The sequence below is a fragment of the Vibrio sp. Vb1729 genome (assembly GCF_033338655.1).
Lineage (GTDB): Bacteria > Pseudomonadota > Gammaproteobacteria > Enterobacterales > Vibrionaceae > Vibrio > Vibrio alginolyticus.
In genome coordinates, this window is the sequence record NZ_JAWOTB010000014.1 from 49967 (window position 1) to 70043 (window position 20077).

Genomic DNA, 20077 nt, shown 5'->3' on the forward strand with positions numbered 1-20077 from the left:
AAAGGATCCCTACCATGAGCACCGAATTCCGCATAGAAACTGACAGTATGGGCGAAGTAACGGTCCCTGCAGATGCTCTCTACCAAGCCCAGACTCAACGCGCCGTCGATAACTTCTCATTCAGTCAACATAAAATGCCATCTGGTTTTATCAAAGCGTTAGCACACATCAAGCAGACTGCGGCACTCACCAACGCACAGCTAGGGCTGCTTGAGGGAGATATTGCCAACGCGATTGCTGACGCAGCTCAAGCAATTATCGAAGGCAATCATATTGAGCAATTCCCAATTGACGTATTTCAAACCGGATCAGGTACTAGCTCAAATATGAATGCGAATGAGGTAATTGCAACACTGGCCTCCCAGCATCTAGGCGGCACTGTCAGCCCTAATGATCACGTCAATATGGGACAAAGCAGCAACGATGTGGTACCAACGGCCATTCAAGTTAGCGCAGCATTAGCCATTGAAAAACAGCTCTTCCCGGCCCTGTCACACCTAAGCCAAACACTAGAGTCTAAGCAACAAGCATTGAAAGATGTTGTAAAAACCGGTCGCACCCACTTAATGGACGCGATGCCAATTACCTTTGCTCAAGAACTTGGCGGTTGGCAGTTCCAAATCGAGCATGCAAAACAAGCGATTGAACAAACACTTCCTGCTGTAAAAGCCTTAGCCCAAGGTGGTACGGCGGTTGGAACGGGGATCAATGCCGATCCACGCTTTGCAGACTTATTCGCTAGCAACCTAACCCAGTCAACTCGTATTCAGTTCATGGCCAGTGATAACTTCTTTTTCAATTTAAGCAGTCAAGATGCGATCGTCGCTCTGTCGGGACAGCTCAAAACAGCAGCAGTTGCGATCATGAAGATCGCAAATGATCTTCGTTGGATGAATTCAGGTCCATTGGCTGGTTTAGGTGAGATTGAATTACAAGGCTTGCAACCGGGTTCTTCCATCATGCCTGGCAAAGTAAATCCTGTGATCCCAGAAGCCGCAGCTATGGCATCAGCGCAAGTCATTGGTAATGACACCACCATTACCGTCGCAGGCCAAGCGGGCAACTTCCAGCTTAACGTCATGCTGCCAGTTATTGCTCATAACGTATTGGAGAGCATCGAGTTACTCTCTAACAGCGCAACCGCTTTAGCTGACAAAGCCATTGCGACGTTTGAAGTTCGCCAAGATAACTTGGATGTAGCACTCGCCAAAAACCCTATTTTGGTCACGGCTCTCAACCCGGTCATTGGTTACCTAAAAGCGGCAGAAGTCGCGAAAAAAGCCTACAAACAGGGACGCGCGATTATTGATGTCGCGGAAGAAGAAACTGATTTGGATAGAGCCACACTAGAGCGATTGCTTAATCCAGCCAAACTGACTCAAGGCGGCGTCGCAGAATAAGCGGCAAACTCAGCCTATCAACTAAGATTACAAACATCGAGACCTCCATTCGGAGGTCTCTTTTTATAGCGATTTTTCAAACACTCCAATCCTAAGCGACTCGATTGAGCACCGAACGCAGCTTAAGCGGCTTAACTGGCTTAGCAATAAAGCTGAACCCATTTGCTTTGATGCCATCAAGCATATCATCGGTACGATCTGCACTGATGATGACGCCTTCAAAGCTGTGGCCTAATCTTAGGCGGCATTGCTGTAGCACTTCTAAACCAGTACGACCATCATCAAGTCGGTAATCGGAGAAAATTACATCCGGAATCCAACCATCCTCAAGCGCTTGTAGACTTTCAACTAAATCAATCGCAACTCGTGTATCGCAGCCCCATCGGGAAAGTAAGTTTTCCATGCCGACTAGAATGTCAGGCTCATTATCGACACATAGGATTCTCAGATGACCAAGTTCAGATTGCTTACTCATTGCCACGTGAACTGGATGAGGCTGAACATGATCAGCTTTATCTAGGGTGATGGAAAAAACACTGCCTTTTCCAACCCAAGAGCGCATCGAAATTTCATGCCCAAGTACCTGAGCAATTCCTTTCGAAATCGCCAAACCAAGTCCGAGGCCTTGGTCGGAACGAACTTGAGTTCCGCGATTAAACTCTTCAAAAATCTCTTGCTGCTTCTCTTCTTCAATCCCCACTCCATTATCCCATACATCAATACGCACTCGCCCTTTCACGCGGCGAACACCGAGTGCGACTTTGCCATTCGGGTTATAACGAAACGCATTGGTCAGGAAGTTTTGCACCACACGGCGCAGCAGTTTGGGATCCGACTTAACCATGAGTGAGGACGGAATCATGGTGAACTCTATACCTTGCTGTTTGGCTAACGCACTAAACTCAGCATTCAAATTCGATAACACATCATTTAACGCAAAGCCATGCACGTTGACTTCCAACTTGCCCGATTCCAAACGCGAGATATCCAGCAAATCTCCAATTAAGTCTTCGGCAGCCTCTAAAGCACTTTCAATGTGTGCTGACAGCTTTTTGGCTTCGCTGTCTTTGGCGACTTCCGATAGTGAAGATGCGAATAGACGCGCCGCGTTGAGCGGTTGCATCAAGTCATGGCTTACTGCCGCCAAGAACCGTGATTTGGACTTCGATTCCAAATCAGAGCGCTGCGTCGCTTCCACCAGCTGCTTGTTGAGTTGTTCTAATTCTCGAGTCCGCAGACGTACCCTTTCTTCCAATGTCTCGTTGGCGTCTTTCAGTGCTTGCTCTGCATCACGGAATACGGTGATGTCGGTAAAGCTCATCACAAAGCCACCACCTGGCATTGGGTTACCTTGCACCTCTATCACGCGACCATCGGGACGAACCCGAGAAGAGGTGTGCCGAGTCCCTTGCTCAAGGTGATAAACACGGCGACGAACGTGGTCATCAGGGTCACCAGGGCCACACAACCCCTGCTCTGCATTGTGCCGAATCACATCCGCAATCGGTCGACCTACTTGAATCAGGCCTGGCGGAAATTCAAAGAGTTCTAAATAGCGTTGGTTCCACGCTACCAAGCGTAGTTGCTTATCGACGACCGCAATACCTTGTCCAATATGCTCAATCGCGCCTTGGAGTAAACCCCGACTAAAATCGTACAGTTCAGAGGCTTCATCGACGATAGTCGCCACCTCTTCAAGCTGCATGTTTCTTCCTTGCAGAGCAGAAGTAAGTACTAACTTAGCAGAAGATGCTCCAAATACCCCTGCTAGCACACGCTCCGTATGCCGAATCAGAGAAGATGGCGCTTGTTGATTCGGCATCAACTCTTCTCGTTGCTGGCTCCAGTAGGCTTGAAACGCCGCTTTAACTCGCGTTCGTCCTACAAATCTAGACGCTAGCATTTCCAGTTCTGCAACCGTAACGCGGCTCTGGTACAGACTCATATTTTCGCTTTCAGGCAGCGGTGTACCAACGAATGATGCCGATTGTAAGCGCTCACTTAGGCTTGGTCGGGTAGCCATAGAAACCACAACAAAACACACTGCATTAGCGACCACACTGAGGATCATCCCCCAATCTGAAATCGCGATATCAAAACTAGCCAATACCTCTGGTGGCGTAATCAACCAGATCAGGAAGTTATTACTGGCGTCTCCGGCAAGCATGTCTGTTTGGCTCATTAACGTAATCAACCAGGTAGCAAAACCCACCGCGAGGCCAACATACACACCTTTCTTATTCCCTTGACGCCAATACATACCGCCAACCAGCGCAGGAGCGAATTGCGTGATAGCCGCGAACGAGAGAAAGCCGATAGCAGACAGTGAATGAATAGTGTCCAACGCTTGATAGAAACACCACGCGCCAATCAACAAAACTAATATCAAACCACGGCGGATCCGCAGTAATAATTCAGAAAAATGGTGATGGTTACGCTGCGTCAGTCGCATGCGACGCAATAGCAATGGCATAACCAAGTCATTCGAGACCATGATCGCTAAGGCAATCGTCGATACGATAACCATGCCACTTGCCGCTGAAGTACCGCCTAGAAACGCAAGTAAGGCGATTTCACTCGCCCCTACCGACATCGGCACACTGATGACATAAGTATCAGGCGAAGCGCCACTCAAGAGACCTTGCCCTACCCACGCAATAGGTAAAACAAAAATCCCCATTAAGATCAGATAAATGGGGAACAACCAACGAGCCACGTGCAAATCTTGAGCACGTTCATTTTCCACAACCATCGTATGGAATTGTCGCGGAAGGCAAACGATCGCCAGCATCGTGAGTACAGTATGAATCAATATAGTCGGGATATTTGGTGACTGATACGTCTGTGCGGCAACATCAATTAAGCTCAAATTCTCGGTGTTCATCGCCAACCAAACAATGAAAACACCAACCACTAAAAAAGCCAGCAGTTTGATAATGGATTCGAAGGCAATTGCCATCATCATCCCACGATGGTGTTCCGTGTTATCAATGTGGCGGGTACCGAATAGCATCGTAAAAATCGCCAATGCGACCACAACAAACCACGACACGCTATCGTTTTGATAACCAAAATCAGTAGCCAGCTCCGGAGCAATGATTTCAAGCCCCATAGTGATACCACGCAGCTGTAAAGCGATGTACGGCAAAATTCCCGCAACCGCTATGAGCGTAACAACCACGGCCAAACCTTGGGATTTACCGTAGCGTGCTCCGATAAAGTCAGCAATCGACGTGATGTGTTCCCGTTTAGCAATCAAAATAAGCCGAGCTAAAACGCGCCATCCGATGGTAAACACTAAAATGGGAGCAATATAGATAGGCAAGAAAGACCAAGGATTACTGCTGGCCTGCCCGACCGTGCCGTAGAAGGTCCACGATGTACAGTACACCGCAATGGAAAGGCTATAAATCCAAGGCCGCCAGCGCGCTAGCCACCTTTTCTGAATGTCGCCGTACCACGCGATGATAAATAAAGCTCCCAAATACGCTAAAGAAACGGGAACCACCAGCCATCCTTGCATCCGATATCCTTTCTTGCCTTTCTTGCTACTTTTAAAGCAAGAGAATAAAAAAACCTCTCCATGAGGGAGAGGTTTCATTTAACACTGCTTTGATAACGGAGACAAAGCTTAGTTTTTAACCTTTGTTACATAAGTCTAATTCTGTGTTTCAAGTGGCTTGTCTGATACATCAACCACCTGATGTGGGTCTTGCGAATCAAGCTTGATGAACAGAGCCAATAACCCCATCGCGGCCATGCCCCAGAACACAAGCGATCCCCAGTGCTCATAACCCCAGCCACTCAATACGGTCATTAACGCGATAAATGCGCCCAACGGAATCGCGTTATACAACGCTTGCAACGCTACGATCTTATTTTCTTCGGAGTTTTGGATATATTGGATCGCGGCAATGTGTGCGGTAGCGAAAGTCACACCATGCAATAGTTGAACAACCACCAAAGCAATAATTGATGTTGTCGACGCCGTAATACCCCAACGCATCATTACACCAACGGCAGCAGCAATAAACAGCGCGCGTATTGACCAACCTACGAATAAGCGCTTACTCAATGCAAACACTGCCACTTCTGCGGCCACTCCTAAGCTCCACAAGTAGCCAATGACATCTTCCGAGTGACCAGCGGCCTTCCAGTGAATCGCACTAAAGCCGTAGTAAGCCGCATGACTGCCCTGAATTAGTGACACCAACACTAAGAATTTTAGTATCGGCTTGTCGGTCAAAAGAGCGGTCAGCTTTGGACGTTCTGCGCTTTGCCCACCGTGCGTTACAGGCATTGGGTTAGTCGGTCGCATAGCAAACAGCAACGAGATAAACACGCCGAACATCGCAGTGTACAAGATCATATCGGAGCCAAATTCAGCCACCAGGTAGCCCACTGCCGTCGAGCCTGCGATAAAGGCGATCGAACCCCATAGCCGCGTGCGGCCATAATCGAGCATTTTCAGGCGAGCGTAGTAATTTGCCATCGCGTCCGACAACGGAATAATCGGTCCACAACAAAGATTGAACAACACTGTCGCTAGTGCCATTAACCAAAAGCTACCACCCGTAAAAAAGTGAAATCCAACAAAAAGGAGGGCAGCGAAACTCAACCAACGTAAAGCAGGCATAAGATGTTCGACTTTGTGTACTCGTGGGGTGATCACGATATTGGCAACACAACGTGTCGCAAGGCCTAACCCGACCAGCAAACCGATATCTGTCGAAGATACGCCCTGATCCTTAAACCAAAGTGACCAAAATGGCAGATACACGCCATACGCAAAGAAGAATCCGAGAAAGTACTGGGAAATCCAGCCATACGGAGAAGGTTTCAACATTACTAATATCCTAAAACGGGAACACCAACGTTCGAGCCGGGAATTATGGATCGCCATGCGTATTATAAAAAGGGAAGAATAAGAAACTTATCGTTTCCTCGATGGAATACTAACTTTGCGACATTTGGCATCTTCAAGCGAAAACATCGTAATTTAGACCAAAGTCGTCTGGCTTCCGGTAAGAAATTTGTCAGACTTAGAGAGTGTTCCTTCCATCATTATTGGGTGTTCTCATGCCTGACAAATTTAACATGCAATCTCCACCGTTCGATCGCTTAACTGAAGCACAACAAACGCGACTGCGATCGTCTCTGGACGTCGCCTACTATCGAGCTCGAGATGTTATTTTATCCTGCGGACAGAAGAACCCCCACTTACATATTCTGATCAAAGGCGCGGTAGAAGAGCGCTCCAACGATCAACAGGAAGTGTTCGCACATTATGCCAACGACGATATGTTCGATGTACGCTCGTTACTTGAAGACAAGGTACGTCATCACTACATCGCGCTTGAGGACACGCTCTCTTACCTACTGCCGAAAGAAGTTTTCCTTGCCCTTTACAACGAAAATGGCCAGTTTGCAGCCTATTTCGATAACAATTTATCGAAACGGCAAGAGCTCATCGAAGCGGCCCATCAACAGCAAAACTTAGCGGAGTTTATTCTCACTAAAGTTGACCGCAGCATTTATCACCCACCGATGATCCTTGAACCAAATACACCAATTCACGAGGTAACGCGTGCCTTAAAAGAAAATGGGATTGACGCTGCATTGGTTCAACTCCATGGCGATGATCCACGATTGGAAAAATGGCCATCAGCCCACCCGTACGCAATAGTGACTCGTACTAATATGCTGCATTCTGTGATGATAGATGGTTGCGCGCTCGACACACCAGTGGGTGAGATCGCGAGCTTTCCTGTTTATCACGTTGATGATGGTGACTTTCTATTCAACGCCATGATCACAATGACCAGAAATAGAATGAAACGCCTCATGGTATGTGAAGGCAACAGAGCCGTCGGCATGCTGGATATGACCCAAATTCTCAGCGCGTTCTCAACCCACTCTCACGTGTTAACGCTCAGTATTGCTCGAGCAAGCAGCGTGGAAGAGCTCGCTTTGGCCTCAAACCGCCAACGTCAATTGGTCGAGAGCTTATTGAAAAACGGCATCCGCACTCGCTTCATCATGGAGCTTATCTCAGCCGTAAACGAACAAATTATCGAGAAAGCGTTCGAGTTAGTGATACCACCAGCCTTGCACGACCATTGTTGCTTGATCGTACTCGGCTCTGAAGGCCGAGGAGAGCAAATTCTCAAAACCGATCAAGACAATGCCCTGATTATTCAAGATGGTTTGGAATGGCCTCATTGCGAACAAGTGATGCGATCCTTCACACACACCCTACAACAGCTCGGTTATCCACTTTGCCCTGGTAAAGTGATGGTTAACAACCCGAAATGGGTCAAAACACAGCAAGAATGGATAAGTACCCTAAACCACTGGATAGCTAAAGCCGAACCAGAACAAATCATGGACTTAGCTATTTTCAGTGACGCCCATGCTGTTGCTGGGAATTGCGAGCTGCTGGCTCCAATTGCGGCGCATCTTCGTGACACAATGAAAGATCGCATGTTGATATTGTCTGACTTTACTCGCCCTGCCTTGCAGTTTTCGGTGCCCCTAACTCTATTTGGCAACGTAAAAAGTGCTAAAGACGGATTGGACATTAAACGCGGCGGTATTTTCCCAATTGTACACGGCATTCGCGCCTTGTCTTTGGAGTATGCCATTGAAGAGAAGAACACGTTTGAACGCATTGAAGCTCTGAGAAATAAGCGCATCTTAGAATCCGAAACGGCAGATAATCTCAACGAAGCACTGAAATTGTTCTTTAAACTTCGTCTTAATCAGCAACTCAAAAAGCAAGAAGCGTTGAATAACATTGATATTAAACAACTGGATAGAACTGAGCGTGATTTGCTTCGCCACAGCTTACATGTGGTGAAGAAATTTAAGCAATTTTTAGGCTTCCATTATCAAATTCGTGATTAACCCTGATTTTCATAAATCACAGAGGCGTAGGCAATGAACTGGTTACAACGCAAATACTGGCATTACAAATTGAAAGGCTCGCCTTATCAGTCGCTGTTTTGCACGCCAGATAAAACAGAATACGTCTCTCTTGACTGCGAAACCACCAGCCTTGATCCAAATCGCGCCGAGCTGGTGACTATTGCAGCCACCAAGATCATCGACAACCGCATCATCACCAGTCAACCATTTGAAGTCCGCTTACGCGCGCCGCAATCGCTCGACTCAGGCTCGGTCAAGATCCATCGAATTCGCCACCAAGACTTAGTCGATGGCATCAGTGAAAAAGAGGCGCTGCTCGAGCTGCTCGACTTTATCGGCAACCGACCACTTGTGGGCTATCACATTCGTTACGATAAAAAGATCTTAGACCTTGCTTGTCTGCGGCAACTTGGCTTCCCACTTCCTAACCCACTTATCGAGGTCAGTCAGATTTATCACGATAAGTTGGAACGACATTTGCCGAATGCCTATTTCGACTTAAGTCTGGATGCCATTTGTAAACACCTCGAACTTCCTATCCAAGACAAACACGACGCCTTGCAAGACGCGATTTCTGCCGCTTTGGTCTTTGTCCGCTTAACGAAAGGCGATTTACCCAACCTAACCGCGCCGTATACATAAAAATCAGTTGACCTAGCTCCCAGAAATACTTTTGTTTCAGCGATTTCCCGGCGCTTCCATCACTCTCATCCTAAAGTCTAATTGTGGAAATACGCGCGGTGACTGACAGTTATAAGCACAACGTCGTCATTACCACGACCAAGTTATTTAGAACCAAAAAACAGCCCTACAAAAATATATTCAAAATCTTATCTAGATTGGTGTAAGGCCGAGAAATAAGGCACAAGGAGAGAAGCCATGAGCGAAGCCCACGTTTATCCGGTAAAAGAAAATATTAAAACTCATACACACGCGGATAATGATACTTACTTAGCCATGTATCAGCAGTCGGTAACCGATCCAGAGGGCTTCTGGAGCGAGCACGGCAAAATCGTTGATTGGATCAAACCTTTCACCAAAGTAAAAAGCACTTCTTTCGACACTGGCCATGTTGATATTCGCTGGTTTGAAGATGGCACACTGAACGTCTCGGCTAACTGTATTGACCGTCATCTTGCAGAACACGGGGACGACGTCGCCATCATTTGGGAAGGCGATGATCCAGCCGACGACAAAACACTCACTTTCAACGAACTGCACAAAGAAGTGTGTAAATTCTCCAACGCATTGAAAGAGCAAGGCGTACGCAAGGGCGACGTGGTGTGTCTATACATGCCAATGGTGCCAGAAGCCGCAGTGGCGATGCTCGCTTGTACCCGTATTGGTGCGGTTCACACCGTAGTATTTGGCGGTTTCTCACCAGAAGCACTATCCGGCCGTATCATCGACTCTGACGCTAAAGTCGTGATCACCGCTGACGAAGGCGTACGTGGCGGACGCGCTGTTCCACTGAAAAAGAACGTGGATGAAGCACTAACCAACCCAGACGTAAAAACCATCAATAAAGTCGTCGTGCTTAAACGTACAGGTGGTGATGTTGAATGGCATGAACACCGTGATGTTTGGTGGCACGAAGCAACAGCCAACGTTTCTGACGTTTGCCCACCAGAAGAGATGAAAGCCGAAGACCCGCTGTTCATCCTCTACACATCTGGCTCGACAGGTAAACCTAAAGGCGTACTACATACTACAGGCGGTTACCTCGTCTACGCGGCAATGACCTTTAAATATGTCTTCGATTATCAACCAGGTGAAACCTTCTGGTGTACCGCGGATGTGGGCTGGATTACAGGCCATACTTACCTAATTTATGGTCCACTAGCGAACGGGGCCAAAACCATTCTGTTTGAAGGTGTTCCAAACTACCCAAGCACGGCTCGTATGAGTGAAGTGGTTGATAAGCACCAAGTGAACATTCTCTACACTGCGCCAACCGCTATTCGTGCACTAATGGCAAAAGGTAACGAAGCGGTAGCAGGGACATCACGTTCAAGCTTACGTGTAATGGGTTCAGTAGGTGAGCCTATCAACCCTGAAGCGTGGGAGTGGTACTACAAAACGATTGGTAACGAGAGCTCGCCTATCGTTGATACTTGGTGGCAAACAGAGACCGGCGGTATCTTAATTGCACCACTACCAGGCGCAACAGACTTAAAACCAGGCTCAGCAACTCGACCATTCTTCGGAGTCCAACCTGCACTGGTTGATAACATGGGCAACATCATTGAAGAAACCACAGCAGAAGGTAACTTGGTGATCCTTGATTCATGGCCAGGTCAGATGCGTACTGTTTATGGCGACCACGAACGCTTTGAACAGACCTACTTCTCAACCTTCAAGGGAATGTACTTTACTAGTGATGGTGCTCGTCGTGACGAAGACGGCTACTACTGGATCACTGGCCGTGTTGATGACGTACTAAACGTGTCGGGTCACCGTATGGGTACCGCTGAAATTGAATCAGCGCTAGTGGCGCACCACAAGATTGCAGAAGCGGCGATTGTTGGTATTCCACATGACATCAAAGGCCAAGCTATCTACGCTTACATTACATTGAACGATGGTGAATTCCCGTCAGCTGAGCTGCACAAAGAAGTTAAAGATTGGGTGCGTAAAGAGATTGGTCCAATCGCGACACCAGATGTACTGCACTGGACAGATTCCTTACCGAAGACTCGTTCTGGTAAGATAATGCGTCGAATCCTGCGTAAGATTGCAACGGGCGATACAAGCAACCTCGGAGACACGTCAACGCTTGCCGATCCGAGCGTGGTAGACAAGCTTATCGCAGAGAAAGCAGAATTGGCATAAATTCAACCAACTGTTTTAAAAGCACTTTAAAAACCGCCATCACTCATGGCGGTTTTTTGCTTTAGTGCACAAATTGGCCACAAAAAAAATATGGCAATTATGTTGTTTTTGTTAACTTGGTTACAGAAACGAGAGTGGCTATTAGGAGATTAGACCAGTAAATTGCTGCTAATTGCTATGAATTAGCTATAATCTTGGTCGATTTTTTAAAATTTGCTCGGTTTTAACAAAAAAATCGTGCTGAACTATCGTATATTTGGGAATATAAACGTTCCACTCACGATAAGGGAAGATAGCAACACAATGTCTGCAAAGTCACGGATTCTTGTTCTAAACGGACCAAATCTTAATCTATTGGGTCTGCGCGAACCGACACACTATGGTCACAGTACCTTAGCTCAAGTTGTGGATACTCTTACAGAGCAAGCCCATAACGCTGGGGTAGAACTGGAACACCTACAATCAAATCGTGAGTACGAACTGATTGAAGCCATTCACGCTGCCTATGGCAAGATTGACTTCATCATCATCAATCCAGCGGCTTTCACTCATACTAGTGTGGCGCTGCGAGATGCATTACTTGGCGTCGCCATCCCATTTATTGAGGTGCACTTATCAAATGTGCACGCACGTGAACCATTCCGTCATCACTCTTATCTGTCAGATAAAGCAGAGGGTGTGATTTGCGGTTTAGGCGCACAAGGTTATGAATTTGCTCTGTCTGCAGCGATCAATAAGCTACAGGCAAAGTAACCCTAACACTCTGCAACCCTACGAGGGTTGTCTTAATCACAAGATAAAAGAGAAAGAAAAGATGGATATTCGTAAAATCAAGAAGCTAATTGAGTTAGTTGAAGAGTCTGGCATTGCTGAGCTAGAGATCTCTGAAGGTGAAGAGTCAGTGCGCATCAGCCGTCATGGCACTGCAGCTCCTCAAGCACCAATTCACTACGCAGCAGCTCCAGCGGCGGCACCTGCTCCAGTAGCAGCGGCACCAGTAGCGGAAGCGCCAGCAGCAGAAGCTCCAGCAGCAACACCTGCAGGTCACCAAGTTCTTTCTCCAATGGTTGGTACTTTCTACCGCTCTCCAAGCCCAGACTCTAAAGCATTCGTAGAAGTGGGTCAGAAAGTAAATGCTGGCGATACTCTATGTATTGTTGAAGCAATGAAAATGATGAACCAAATCGAAGCGGACAAATCTGGCGTTGTTACAGCAATCCTAGCTGAAGACGGCCAACCAGTTGAATTCGACCAACCTCTTGTTGTAATCGAATAAGCGGGGCTTGCCTTATGCTAGACAAAGTAGTCATCGCGAACCGAGGTGAAATTGCACTTCGTATTCTTCGCGCTTGTAAAGAATTAGGTATTAAGACCGTCGCTGTTCACTCAACAGCGGATCGCGATCTTAAGCACGTACTACTCGCAGACGAAACCGTATGTATCGGCCCTGCTCGTGGTATCGACAGCTACCTAAACATTCCACGCATCATTTCTGCAGCAGAAGTGACTGGTGCTGTGGCTATCCACCCAGGTTACGGCTTCCTGTCTGAGAACGCAGACTTCGCAGAGCAAGTTGAGCGCAGTGGTTTCATCTTCGTTGGCCCAAAGGCAGACACTATCCGCCTAATGGGCGATAAAGTATCTGCTATCAATGCAATGAAGAAAGCAGGCGTTCCTTGTGTACCGGGTTCTGACGGCCCTCTAGACAATGACGAAGAGAAAAACAAAGCATTTGCTAAGCGCATTGGTTACCCAGTAATCATCAAAGCATCTGGCGGCGGCGGCGGTCGTGGTATGCGTGTTGTTCGCGCAGAGAAAGACCTTATCCAAGCTATTGCAATGACACGTGCTGAAGCAAAAGCGGCGTTCAACAATGACATGGTTTACATGGAGAAATTCCTAGAAAACCCTCGTCACGTTGAAGTTCAGGTTATTGCTGACGGTCAAGGCGGCGCAATCCACCTTGGTGAGCGTGACTGTTCAATGCAACGTCGTCACCAAAAAGTAGTGGAAGAAGCTCCAGCACCTGGTATCACCGAAGAAATGCGTAAGTACATCGGTGAACGCTGTACTCGTGCATGTATCGAGATCGGTTACCGCGGCGCAGGTACGTTTGAATTCCTATACGAGAACGGTGAGTTCTACTTCATCGAAATGAACACTCGTATTCAGGTAGAGCACCCAGTAACAGAGATGGTTACTGGCATCGACCTAATCAAAGAACAGCTTCGCGTTGCAGCGGGTCAGCCTCTGTCATTCACTCAAGATGATATTAAGATCCGTGGCCATGCGATTGAGTGTCGTATCAACGCAGAAGACCCTGAGCGCTTCCTACCATCTCCGGGTAAGATCGAGCGTTTCCACGCTCCTGGCGGTATGGGTGTACGTTGGGAATCTCATATCTACACAGGCTACACAGTACCACCTCATTACGATTCAATGATTGGTAAACTGATCACTTACGGTGAGAACCGTGATGTAGCGATTGCACGTATGAAGAACGCACTGGGTGAGATGATCATCGAAGGCATCAAAACTAACGTGCCACTGCAATTCTCCATTATGAATGACGAAAACTTCCAACACGGTGGTGCAAACATCCACTACCTAGAGAAGAAGCTTGGCTTACAATAAGCCTAAGCAAACGTCTTAAAAAATGCCCACTCCCGTGGGCATTTTTGTTTTATATGTACGCGAAGGGCTCAACATATAAATCGGCTTATTTGGGTATATACTCAAACAAATCGTAGAGTTCTGGTAAACTCTGCGCCACTTCATTCACTTTAAGAGCAAAAACCAATGCCTTGGATTCAAATCAAACTCAACGCGACCAATGAAAACGCTGAGCAAATCGGCGATATGCTAATGGAAGAGACTGGCGCGCTGTCTGTTACATTCTTAGACGCGCAGGATACACCTGTATTCGAACCTCTACCTGGCGAAACTCGCTTATGGGGCGATACTGATATTCTGGCACTGTATGATGCAGAAGCAGACACTAACTTCATCATCGACCAAATTAAAGCGAGCAATATGCTGGCTGACAATTTTGCTTACAAAGTAGAACAGCTTGAAGATAAAGACTGGGAACGCGAATGGATGGAAAACTTCCACCCAATGAAATTTGGTGAACGCTTATGGATTTGTCCAAGCTGGCGCGACATTCCAGATCCTGACGCTGTTAATGTTATGTTGGATCCAGGCCTTGCATTCGGTACGGGTACTCACCCTACAACAGCACTTTGTCTTGAGTGGCTAGAAAGCATGGACTTAAGCGGTAAGACCGTTATCGACTTCGGTTGTGGCTCAGGTATTCTTGCGATCGCAGCGATCAAACTGGGCGCTGAAAAAGTGATAGGGATCGACATTGATCCTCAAGCCCTGCTTGCTTCAAAAGACAATGCTGAGCGTAATGGCGTTGCAGACAAACTAGAAGTTTACTTACCGCAAAATCAACCAGAAGGTCTCGTCGCTGACGTCGTTGTGGCCAACATCCTTGCGGGACCTTTACGTGAACTTGCACCTATCATCAAAGGACTAGTTAAGCCAAATGGCGACCTCGCTATGTCCGGCGTATTAGACACTCAAGCTGAAGATGTTGCGAACTATTACCGTGACGAGCTTCACATTGACCCGATTGTTGAGCAAAGTGAATGGTGTCGCATCTCTGGTCGTAAGCAAGGCTAGACAAGGTTTTCAGAGCTAATTGTTTGAAATTCATACAATTTACAAAAACAATTTGTAAATGCTCAAATATTAGTCTTTTCACGCAGTGAAAAAATGCGTAAAATGCGCGCCCTTGCTGGTACAGAACTGTGATGACGTTTTGAAAATCGGAAACTATCAACTTAAGAACAATCTAATCGTAGCCCCTATGGCTGGTGTAACGGATAGACCGTTTCGCGAGTTGTGTCTTCGCTATGGTGCGGGAATGGCCGTCAGTGAAATGATGTCTGCTAACCCAAAACTATGGGGAACGTCAAAGTCGAAACAGCGCATGGTACACGAGGGCGAATCGGGCATTCGCTCTGTACAGATTGCGGGTTCCGATCCACAGCTTATGGCGGACGCAGCTCAATTCAGTGTTGAGAACGGTGCACAAATCATCGACATCAACATGGGCTGCCCGGCAAAAAAAGTGAATAAGAAGCTAGCGGGCTCTGCTCTGCTTCAATACCCAAACATTATCGAAGAGATTTTGAAAGCGGTCGTGAATGCAGTGGACGTTCCTGTAACGTTAAAGACTCGAACTGGCTGGGATACAGACAACAAGAACTGTGTCCAGATCGCTAAATTAGCCGAAAACTGCGGCATACAAGCTCTTGCTCTGCATGGCAGAACGAAAGCATGTATGTACAAAGGTGAGGCCGAATATGACAGCATTAAAGCGGTAAAAGAGGCGATTTCAATTCCGGTTATCGCGAACGGTGATATCGATAGCCCGGAGAAAGCCAAATTTGTACTGGAGTACACCGGTGCGGACGCTTTAATGATTGGACGCCCTGCCCAGGGTCGTCCTTGGATTTTCCAGGAAATCCATCACTATTTGGAAAACGGCACCACAATGGAGGAACTTCCAACTGAGGAAGTGAAAACCATTATGCTTGGTCATGTAAATGCTCTGCATGAGTTTTATGGGGAGTTCTTAGGTCCACGTATCGCGCGCAAGCACGTTGGGTGGTACCTGAAAGAGCATGAACAGGCAAGTGAGTTTCGCCGTACCTTCAACGCTATCGACGCAGCTCCGCTGCAAATTGAGGCGTTAGAAGGTTATTTTGATAACGTTGCATCATAATTAAGAGAAGAGCTAGACCGAATATGTTCGAACAAAATCTGACTTCAGAAGCATTAACAGTAACTACAGTAACGTCACAAGACCAGATTACTCAGAAGCCTTTACGTGACTCTGTTAAAGCGTCTCTTAAAAACTACCTTGCTCAACTAAACGGCCAGGAAGTAACAGAACTATACGAATTAGTTCTAGCTGAAGTTGAACAGCCACTACTAGATACTATCATGCAGTACACTCGCGGTAACCAAACTCGCGCAGCAACTATGATGGGTATCAACCGCGGTACTCTTCGCAAGAAACTTAAGAAATACGGCATGAACTAAGACCGTTTTTCAAAAAGTATTTGGAACAAGCCGTTACCTTTTTAGGTAACGGCTTTTCTTTATCTACTAAAACACTACGAATAACGCTCACTTTGTTCAGTATTACCAACTGGCTTTAAGATAACTACTGCTGAGCCAAACAATAGGAAAGCCACGAAAGCGACCCATTCATTGCCTACAGAATACGCGAAGCCCGCCAAGGCAGACCAAATCGCGACACCAAAGTGCATCATACTCATTCCAAAAGACATTAACACACCTCGATATTCATCAGATAAGCTTGCGATATGTGCTTGTAATGCCGGAGAACCAACCCCTCCAGCAAGAGACCAGAGCACTAGAGCTGGAAGATAAGCGGTCACCGTACTCATCTCATTTGAGAACACCCATGCACTGCAAGGTATGCACACCATTAAAGCCACTCGCATAACGGCTCGAGAGCTACCAAGCCAGCGAGAAGCTCTCGCCACGCACATATTTCCAACCACACTCACGATCCCTAGAGCTGCATAAATAGCGCCCACCCAACCGAGCGCCAAATCGCTGGTATCTCGAATATGAAGGCCTATCAGGTTAAATACACCAATACCTCCCCCTAGACCTAAACACATCGCTAAAATCGCCCTCAACGCGCCAGGAACATGAATTACACCTGTTATAGGTGGCAGAGCATCTGACATTTTGGACTCATCATGCTGGTCATTCATGAACACTACGCTCATAGCACTGACAAGAAGAGCCGCAACGCCCAAAATAATAAAAGCGGCACGCCATGATAAAAGCTGGGTCAACAATGCTCCGATCGCAGGGCTAGTTATCATACCTAGCGTTAATCCCGCCTGAACCATCACAATTTGACGCATCGCTCTATTACCCTTCGCGTCTCCCGCTAACGCGAATGCAATTGGCAACATGCCTGCACTTGCAATACCAGTGATCACTCGAGTTGCAATAGCAAGTTCAAAATCATGAACTATGCCCGTCGTAATAGACGCAACCCCAAATACAAAGCAAGCAGGCACCATGATACGAATACGCCCAACTCGGTCTGATAAACGGCCCAAGTAAGGAGCGCAAATTGCTATGGCTAAACTATATGCCGTAATAAATAAGGTAACCTGACTCGGTTGAACACTTAAATCATTTCCGATGGGTTCAAGAATAGATCCAAGCATCAACTCATCAACACCAACAAGAAAAGCAACGAGAAATAGGATCATGGACTGCATCATAGCTCCACCTCCTGTTCTGTTTTCGATTCAGCACAAGTGAGCAACGAAATATCTAAAACTCTATCAGGCCAAGATTGCAAAAATGCCTTCTCATGAGATACCACAATCACGCTACCGGAAAAGCGCTGGAGAGCCTCTTTAAGCGCATTTTTACTGCTGCTATCCAAATGTGTTGTTGGTTCGTCCAACAGCAAAACATTGCATTTCTGAACCGATAAACAACACAGTTTCACCCGAGTTTGCTCACCACCGCTCAATGTATCTAAGTGGCGCTGCGTCTTATCCCCCGAGATCCCAAAGCGAGCTAATAGCTTGCGTGACTCTTTGCTTGAGATTGTTGGCGCACAAGAGCACAGCTCCTGTTCAGGCGTGTTCTGAGGATGGCGCCAAGACAAATCTTGAGAAAAATAACCAATCATTGCACCTTTTGCCAATACCACCTCACCAGAGAGTGGCTCGCTCTCCCCCATCAGGGTTTTAAGTAAGGTCGACTTACCCACGCCGTTAAAGCCAGCAACAACCAACTTTTCCCCGCGCGCTAACGTGATATCAAATACTGGAAGCAGAGGCTGCTGATAACCGATCATCAACGCTTTTGCCTCAACCACATTCGGTTGCTCAATGGGCTGGTAAGCAAAGTCAAACGTCGATACTTTCTCTACATTATTCAGTTGAATACGTTCGATTTTATCCAGTTTTTTCTTACGCCCTTTAGCAAGACTCGCGTTAACTCCAGCGCCATTTTTGGCAATAAATTGCTCTAACTTTCGAATTTCATTTTGCTGAGCCTTATATTGCTTTTCTATCAAAGCACCATCGTGATGCTTTTGCTGCATTGCTTTGACATAAGTGCCGCTGTATTTTCGAACCGTTTGATAATCAATATCACAAATACTGGTCGCTACTTGATTAAGGAAATCAACATCATGAGAAACCAGTAAAACTGTGCCAATGTAATCATTGAGAAACGTGACTAGCCATTCAATGTGAGGAGCATCAAGATAGTTTGTCGGCTCATCAAGAATTAACACATCGGGGTTGCGAAGTAACAACCTGCCTAAAAGGACTTTGTGTCTTTGACCGCCACTTAGCGAGACAAGCGGTGTATCTAAGCCAAATTGATAAATACCAAGACCTACAGCAACTCGTTCAATTTTGGTATTAATTGCATAGAAGTCTTCATCTTCTAAATATGCCTGTAGCCGAGCGACTTGGCTTAAAAGAGATGTAGAGTGAGACTCGGTCATCGCCTGATACAAAGTCCAAAGCTTCTGCTCGGCAGCGTATAAGTTCTCAAAAGCACTCTTTAAGCATTCATAAACCGTCAGCGCATTATCCATCTTAAAATGTTGCTCTAAATACCCCACCTCAAGGTTTGGTAACCAGTCAATGCAGCCCTTATCTGCAGATAATTCACCAATAAGCAGTTTTAATAAGGTGCTTTTTCCAACGCCATTCGCTCCAGTGATACCTATTTTCTCTCCCACGTTAATTCGAAATGTCGCGTTGTTATATAAACTCTTATCAGCGATCTGATAAGACAAATTTTTAACTTGTAAAATACTCATGCTTTTAACCAAATAAAAAGGGCCGGTGATCAATACCGGCCCTTATTTCAATACTGGATAATGCTTTGTAGCTGCTTAACAGATACAAAAAGGCCGATGATGAAATATCACCGGCCATCTCTTCTCTTTTATCAGGTGTACAGACGCCTGCGTATAACTTCAGCGAAGTTACTCACGCATAAAACACCTGATGAAGATTAATTTAAGACTCCGGGCAACACTTCATCGCGTTTTTTGCACGGAGTTCAGCCTTCTTACAAAGCTTTTAAACAAGAGATATAACATGATTTACTGTCGAAAAAATATTCGATGTGAAGCGTACACCTTTAGAATAAAAAGTACCAGATAATTATTAAAACTATCGTGACTTACACGAAGGTCCACAGAAAGAAGACTTTTCCTCAGTCAATGTGCCAGGTGAACTGCTTACTCAGCAAACACAGCTATGAAAGCACCTATACCGCTCACGTTATACGTACGTAGTGGTGGCTTTGAAGGTTGGAGAGGGTTAGAGGGAAGAAGTAGCGAATATACTTTAAGACACTGGCTTAAATAGGTCGACAAAACAAAATCCATGTTTGGAAAGTTTTAAATGCGCTGAGTTTATATTAATAAGCGCCTATGGCTAAATCAAAACATCTAAAGCAGAGAAATCTCCCCCGAAAATAACATAACCTAGTGAATAAATTTTCCAGGTAATAATAAAGGAAGCTTTGGTAAGTAAGCACAAGGGCTGAGAACTAGCGCTCAATACTAGGACCCGGTTCAGTAGAAACCACACAAAACTGAGTTTCACTTCACTCATAACAGGGCTTAGAAAGCATCGCCAGAGGGAAGCCGGCCTCTCGATGCAAGGTTTCAATACGAAAGTGGGTTTAAGGTAAGTCGGGGAACCAAAACGAAAAAAGCCCCAGTCTTTCGACTGGGGCTTAATATAAGTGGCGGAGTGGACGGGACTCGAACCCGCGACCCCCGGCGTGACAGGCCGGTATTCTAACCAACT

14 protein-coding genes are annotated in these 20077 nt (G+C 46.5%); 10 read left to right on the top strand and 4 right to left on the bottom strand.

All coding sequences use genetic code 11. The features are described 5' to 3' along the window. Positions 1–14 precede the first annotated feature (14 nt). The gene (locus tag R7E29_RS09415) at positions 15–1400 is read left to right on the top strand and encodes a class II fumarate hydratase (RefSeq protein ID WP_054577282.1); all 1386 of its coding nucleotides are present in this window, start codon (positions 15–17) and stop codon (positions 1398–1400) included. Between the two features lie 91 nt (positions 1401–1491). Here R7E29_RS09415 and R7E29_RS09420 read toward each other — a convergent pair whose 3' ends face one another. Next, entirely contained in the window at positions 1492–4923 is a 3432-nt protein-coding gene (locus R7E29_RS09420) for a PAS-domain containing protein (protein ID WP_054577283.1), read from the bottom strand. A 135-nt stretch (positions 4924–5058) separates the two neighbouring features. After that, complete coding sequence (locus R7E29_RS09425) at positions 5059–6246, bottom strand: 3-phenylpropionate MFS transporter (protein WP_042523701.1); 1188 nt, start codon at positions 6244–6246, stop codon at positions 5059–5061. A gap of 233 nt (positions 6247–6479) precedes the next feature. Here R7E29_RS09425 and R7E29_RS09430 point away from each other — a divergent pair, with 233 nt between their 5' ends. The 9 genes from R7E29_RS09430 (at position 6480) to fis (ending at position 16274) form a co-directional block, all read left to right on the top strand. Further along, positions 6480–8306: a DUF294 nucleotidyltransferase-like domain-containing protein gene (locus R7E29_RS09430; RefSeq protein ID WP_054577284.1), complete on the top strand. Its 1827-nt coding sequence runs from the start codon at positions 6480–6482 to the stop codon at positions 8304–8306. Positions 8307–8339: 33 nt separating this feature from the next. Next, positions 8340–8969: a 3'-5' exonuclease gene (locus R7E29_RS09435; protein ID WP_005382363.1), complete on the top strand. Its 630-nt coding sequence runs from the start codon at positions 8340–8342 to the stop codon at positions 8967–8969. Positions 8970–9206: 237 nt separating this feature from the next. After that, positions 9207–11159, top strand: a complete 1953-nt coding sequence (gene acs / locus R7E29_RS09440) for an acetate--CoA ligase (RefSeq protein ID WP_054577285.1) — start codon at positions 9207–9209, stop codon at positions 11157–11159. 303 nt (positions 11160–11462) lie between these two features. Next, a complete protein-coding gene (gene aroQ / locus R7E29_RS09445) occupies positions 11463–11912 on the top strand; it encodes a type II 3-dehydroquinate dehydratase (protein ID WP_005382360.1) in 450 nt (149 codons plus the stop codon). 61 nt (positions 11913–11973) lie between these two features. Continuing rightward, positions 11974–12435, top strand: a complete 462-nt coding sequence (gene accB / locus R7E29_RS09450; RefSeq protein WP_005386355.1) for an acetyl-CoA carboxylase biotin carboxyl carrier protein — start codon at positions 11974–11976, stop codon at positions 12433–12435. Between the two features lie 14 nt (positions 12436–12449). Continuing rightward, positions 12450–13793 carry an acetyl-CoA carboxylase biotin carboxylase subunit gene (gene accC, locus R7E29_RS09455; RefSeq protein ID WP_005382509.1) on the top strand — a complete coding sequence of 448 codons (1344 nt, stop codon included), beginning with the start codon at positions 12450–12452 and terminating at the stop codon, positions 13791–13793. A gap of 165 nt (positions 13794–13958) precedes the next feature. Next, entirely contained in the window at positions 13959–14846 is an 888-nt protein-coding gene (gene prmA / locus R7E29_RS09460; protein WP_005382507.1) for a 50S ribosomal protein L11 methyltransferase, read from the top strand. Positions 14847–14985: 139 nt separating this feature from the next. Next, the gene (gene dusB / locus R7E29_RS09465) at positions 14986–15954 is read left to right on the top strand and encodes a tRNA dihydrouridine synthase DusB (protein ID WP_005382505.1); all 969 of its coding nucleotides are present in this window, start codon (positions 14986–14988) and stop codon (positions 15952–15954) included. A gap of 23 nt (positions 15955–15977) precedes the next feature. Further along, complete coding sequence (gene fis, locus R7E29_RS09470) at positions 15978–16274, top strand: DNA-binding transcriptional regulator Fis (protein ID WP_000462885.1); 297 nt, start codon at positions 15978–15980, stop codon at positions 16272–16274. A gap of 74 nt (positions 16275–16348) precedes the next feature. On the opposite strand, the gene R7E29_RS09475 is transcribed toward fis, so the two are convergent. After that, complete coding sequence (locus R7E29_RS09475) at positions 16349–17506, bottom strand: MFS transporter (RefSeq protein WP_054577286.1); 1158 nt, start codon at positions 17504–17506, stop codon at positions 16349–16351. Continuing rightward, positions 17503–19074, bottom strand: coding sequence for an ABC-F family ATP-binding cassette domain-containing protein (locus tag R7E29_RS09480; protein ID WP_258631127.1), 1572 nt, complete (start codon positions 19072–19074; stop codon positions 17503–17505). Before R7E29_RS09480 ends, R7E29_RS09475 begins: the two co-directional genes overlap by 4 nt. Between the last annotated feature and the right edge of the window lie 1003 nt (positions 19075–20077).

What these genes read in the sequence shown, in the direction of transcription:
- R7E29_RS09415 (WP_054577282.1), top strand. Translation starts at nt 15, where the DNA reads ATGAGCACCGAATTCCGCATAGAAACTGACAGTATGGGCGAAGTAACG.
- R7E29_RS09420 (WP_054577283.1), bottom strand. Translation starts at nt 4,923, where the DNA reads ATGCAAGGATGGCTGGTGGTTCCCGTTTCTTTAGCGTATTTGGGAGCT.
- R7E29_RS09425 (WP_042523701.1), bottom strand. Translation starts at nt 6,246, where the DNA reads ATGTTGAAACCTTCTCCGTATGGCTGGATTTCCCAGTACTTTCTCGGA.
- R7E29_RS09430 (WP_054577284.1), top strand. Translation starts at nt 6,480, where the DNA reads ATGCCTGACAAATTTAACATGCAATCTCCACCGTTCGATCGCTTAACT.
- R7E29_RS09435 (WP_005382363.1), top strand. Translation starts at nt 8,340, where the DNA reads ATGAACTGGTTACAACGCAAATACTGGCATTACAAATTGAAAGGCTCG.
- acs (WP_054577285.1), top strand. Translation starts at nt 9,207, where the DNA reads ATGAGCGAAGCCCACGTTTATCCGGTAAAAGAAAATATTAAAACTCAT.
- aroQ (WP_005382360.1), top strand. Translation starts at nt 11,463, where the DNA reads ATGTCTGCAAAGTCACGGATTCTTGTTCTAAACGGACCAAATCTTAAT.
- accB (WP_005386355.1), top strand. Translation starts at nt 11,974, where the DNA reads ATGGATATTCGTAAAATCAAGAAGCTAATTGAGTTAGTTGAAGAGTCT.
- accC (WP_005382509.1), top strand. Translation starts at nt 12,450, where the DNA reads ATGCTAGACAAAGTAGTCATCGCGAACCGAGGTGAAATTGCACTTCGT.
- prmA (WP_005382507.1), top strand. Translation starts at nt 13,959, where the DNA reads ATGCCTTGGATTCAAATCAAACTCAACGCGACCAATGAAAACGCTGAG.
- fis (WP_000462885.1), top strand. Translation starts at nt 15,978, where the DNA reads ATGTTCGAACAAAATCTGACTTCAGAAGCATTAACAGTAACTACAGTA.
- R7E29_RS09475 (WP_054577286.1), bottom strand. Translation starts at nt 17,506, where the DNA reads ATGATGCAGTCCATGATCCTATTTCTCGTTGCTTTTCTTGTTGGTGTT.
- R7E29_RS09480 (WP_258631127.1), bottom strand. Translation starts at nt 19,074, where the DNA reads ATGAGTATTTTACAAGTTAAAAATTTGTCTTATCAGATCGCTGATAAG.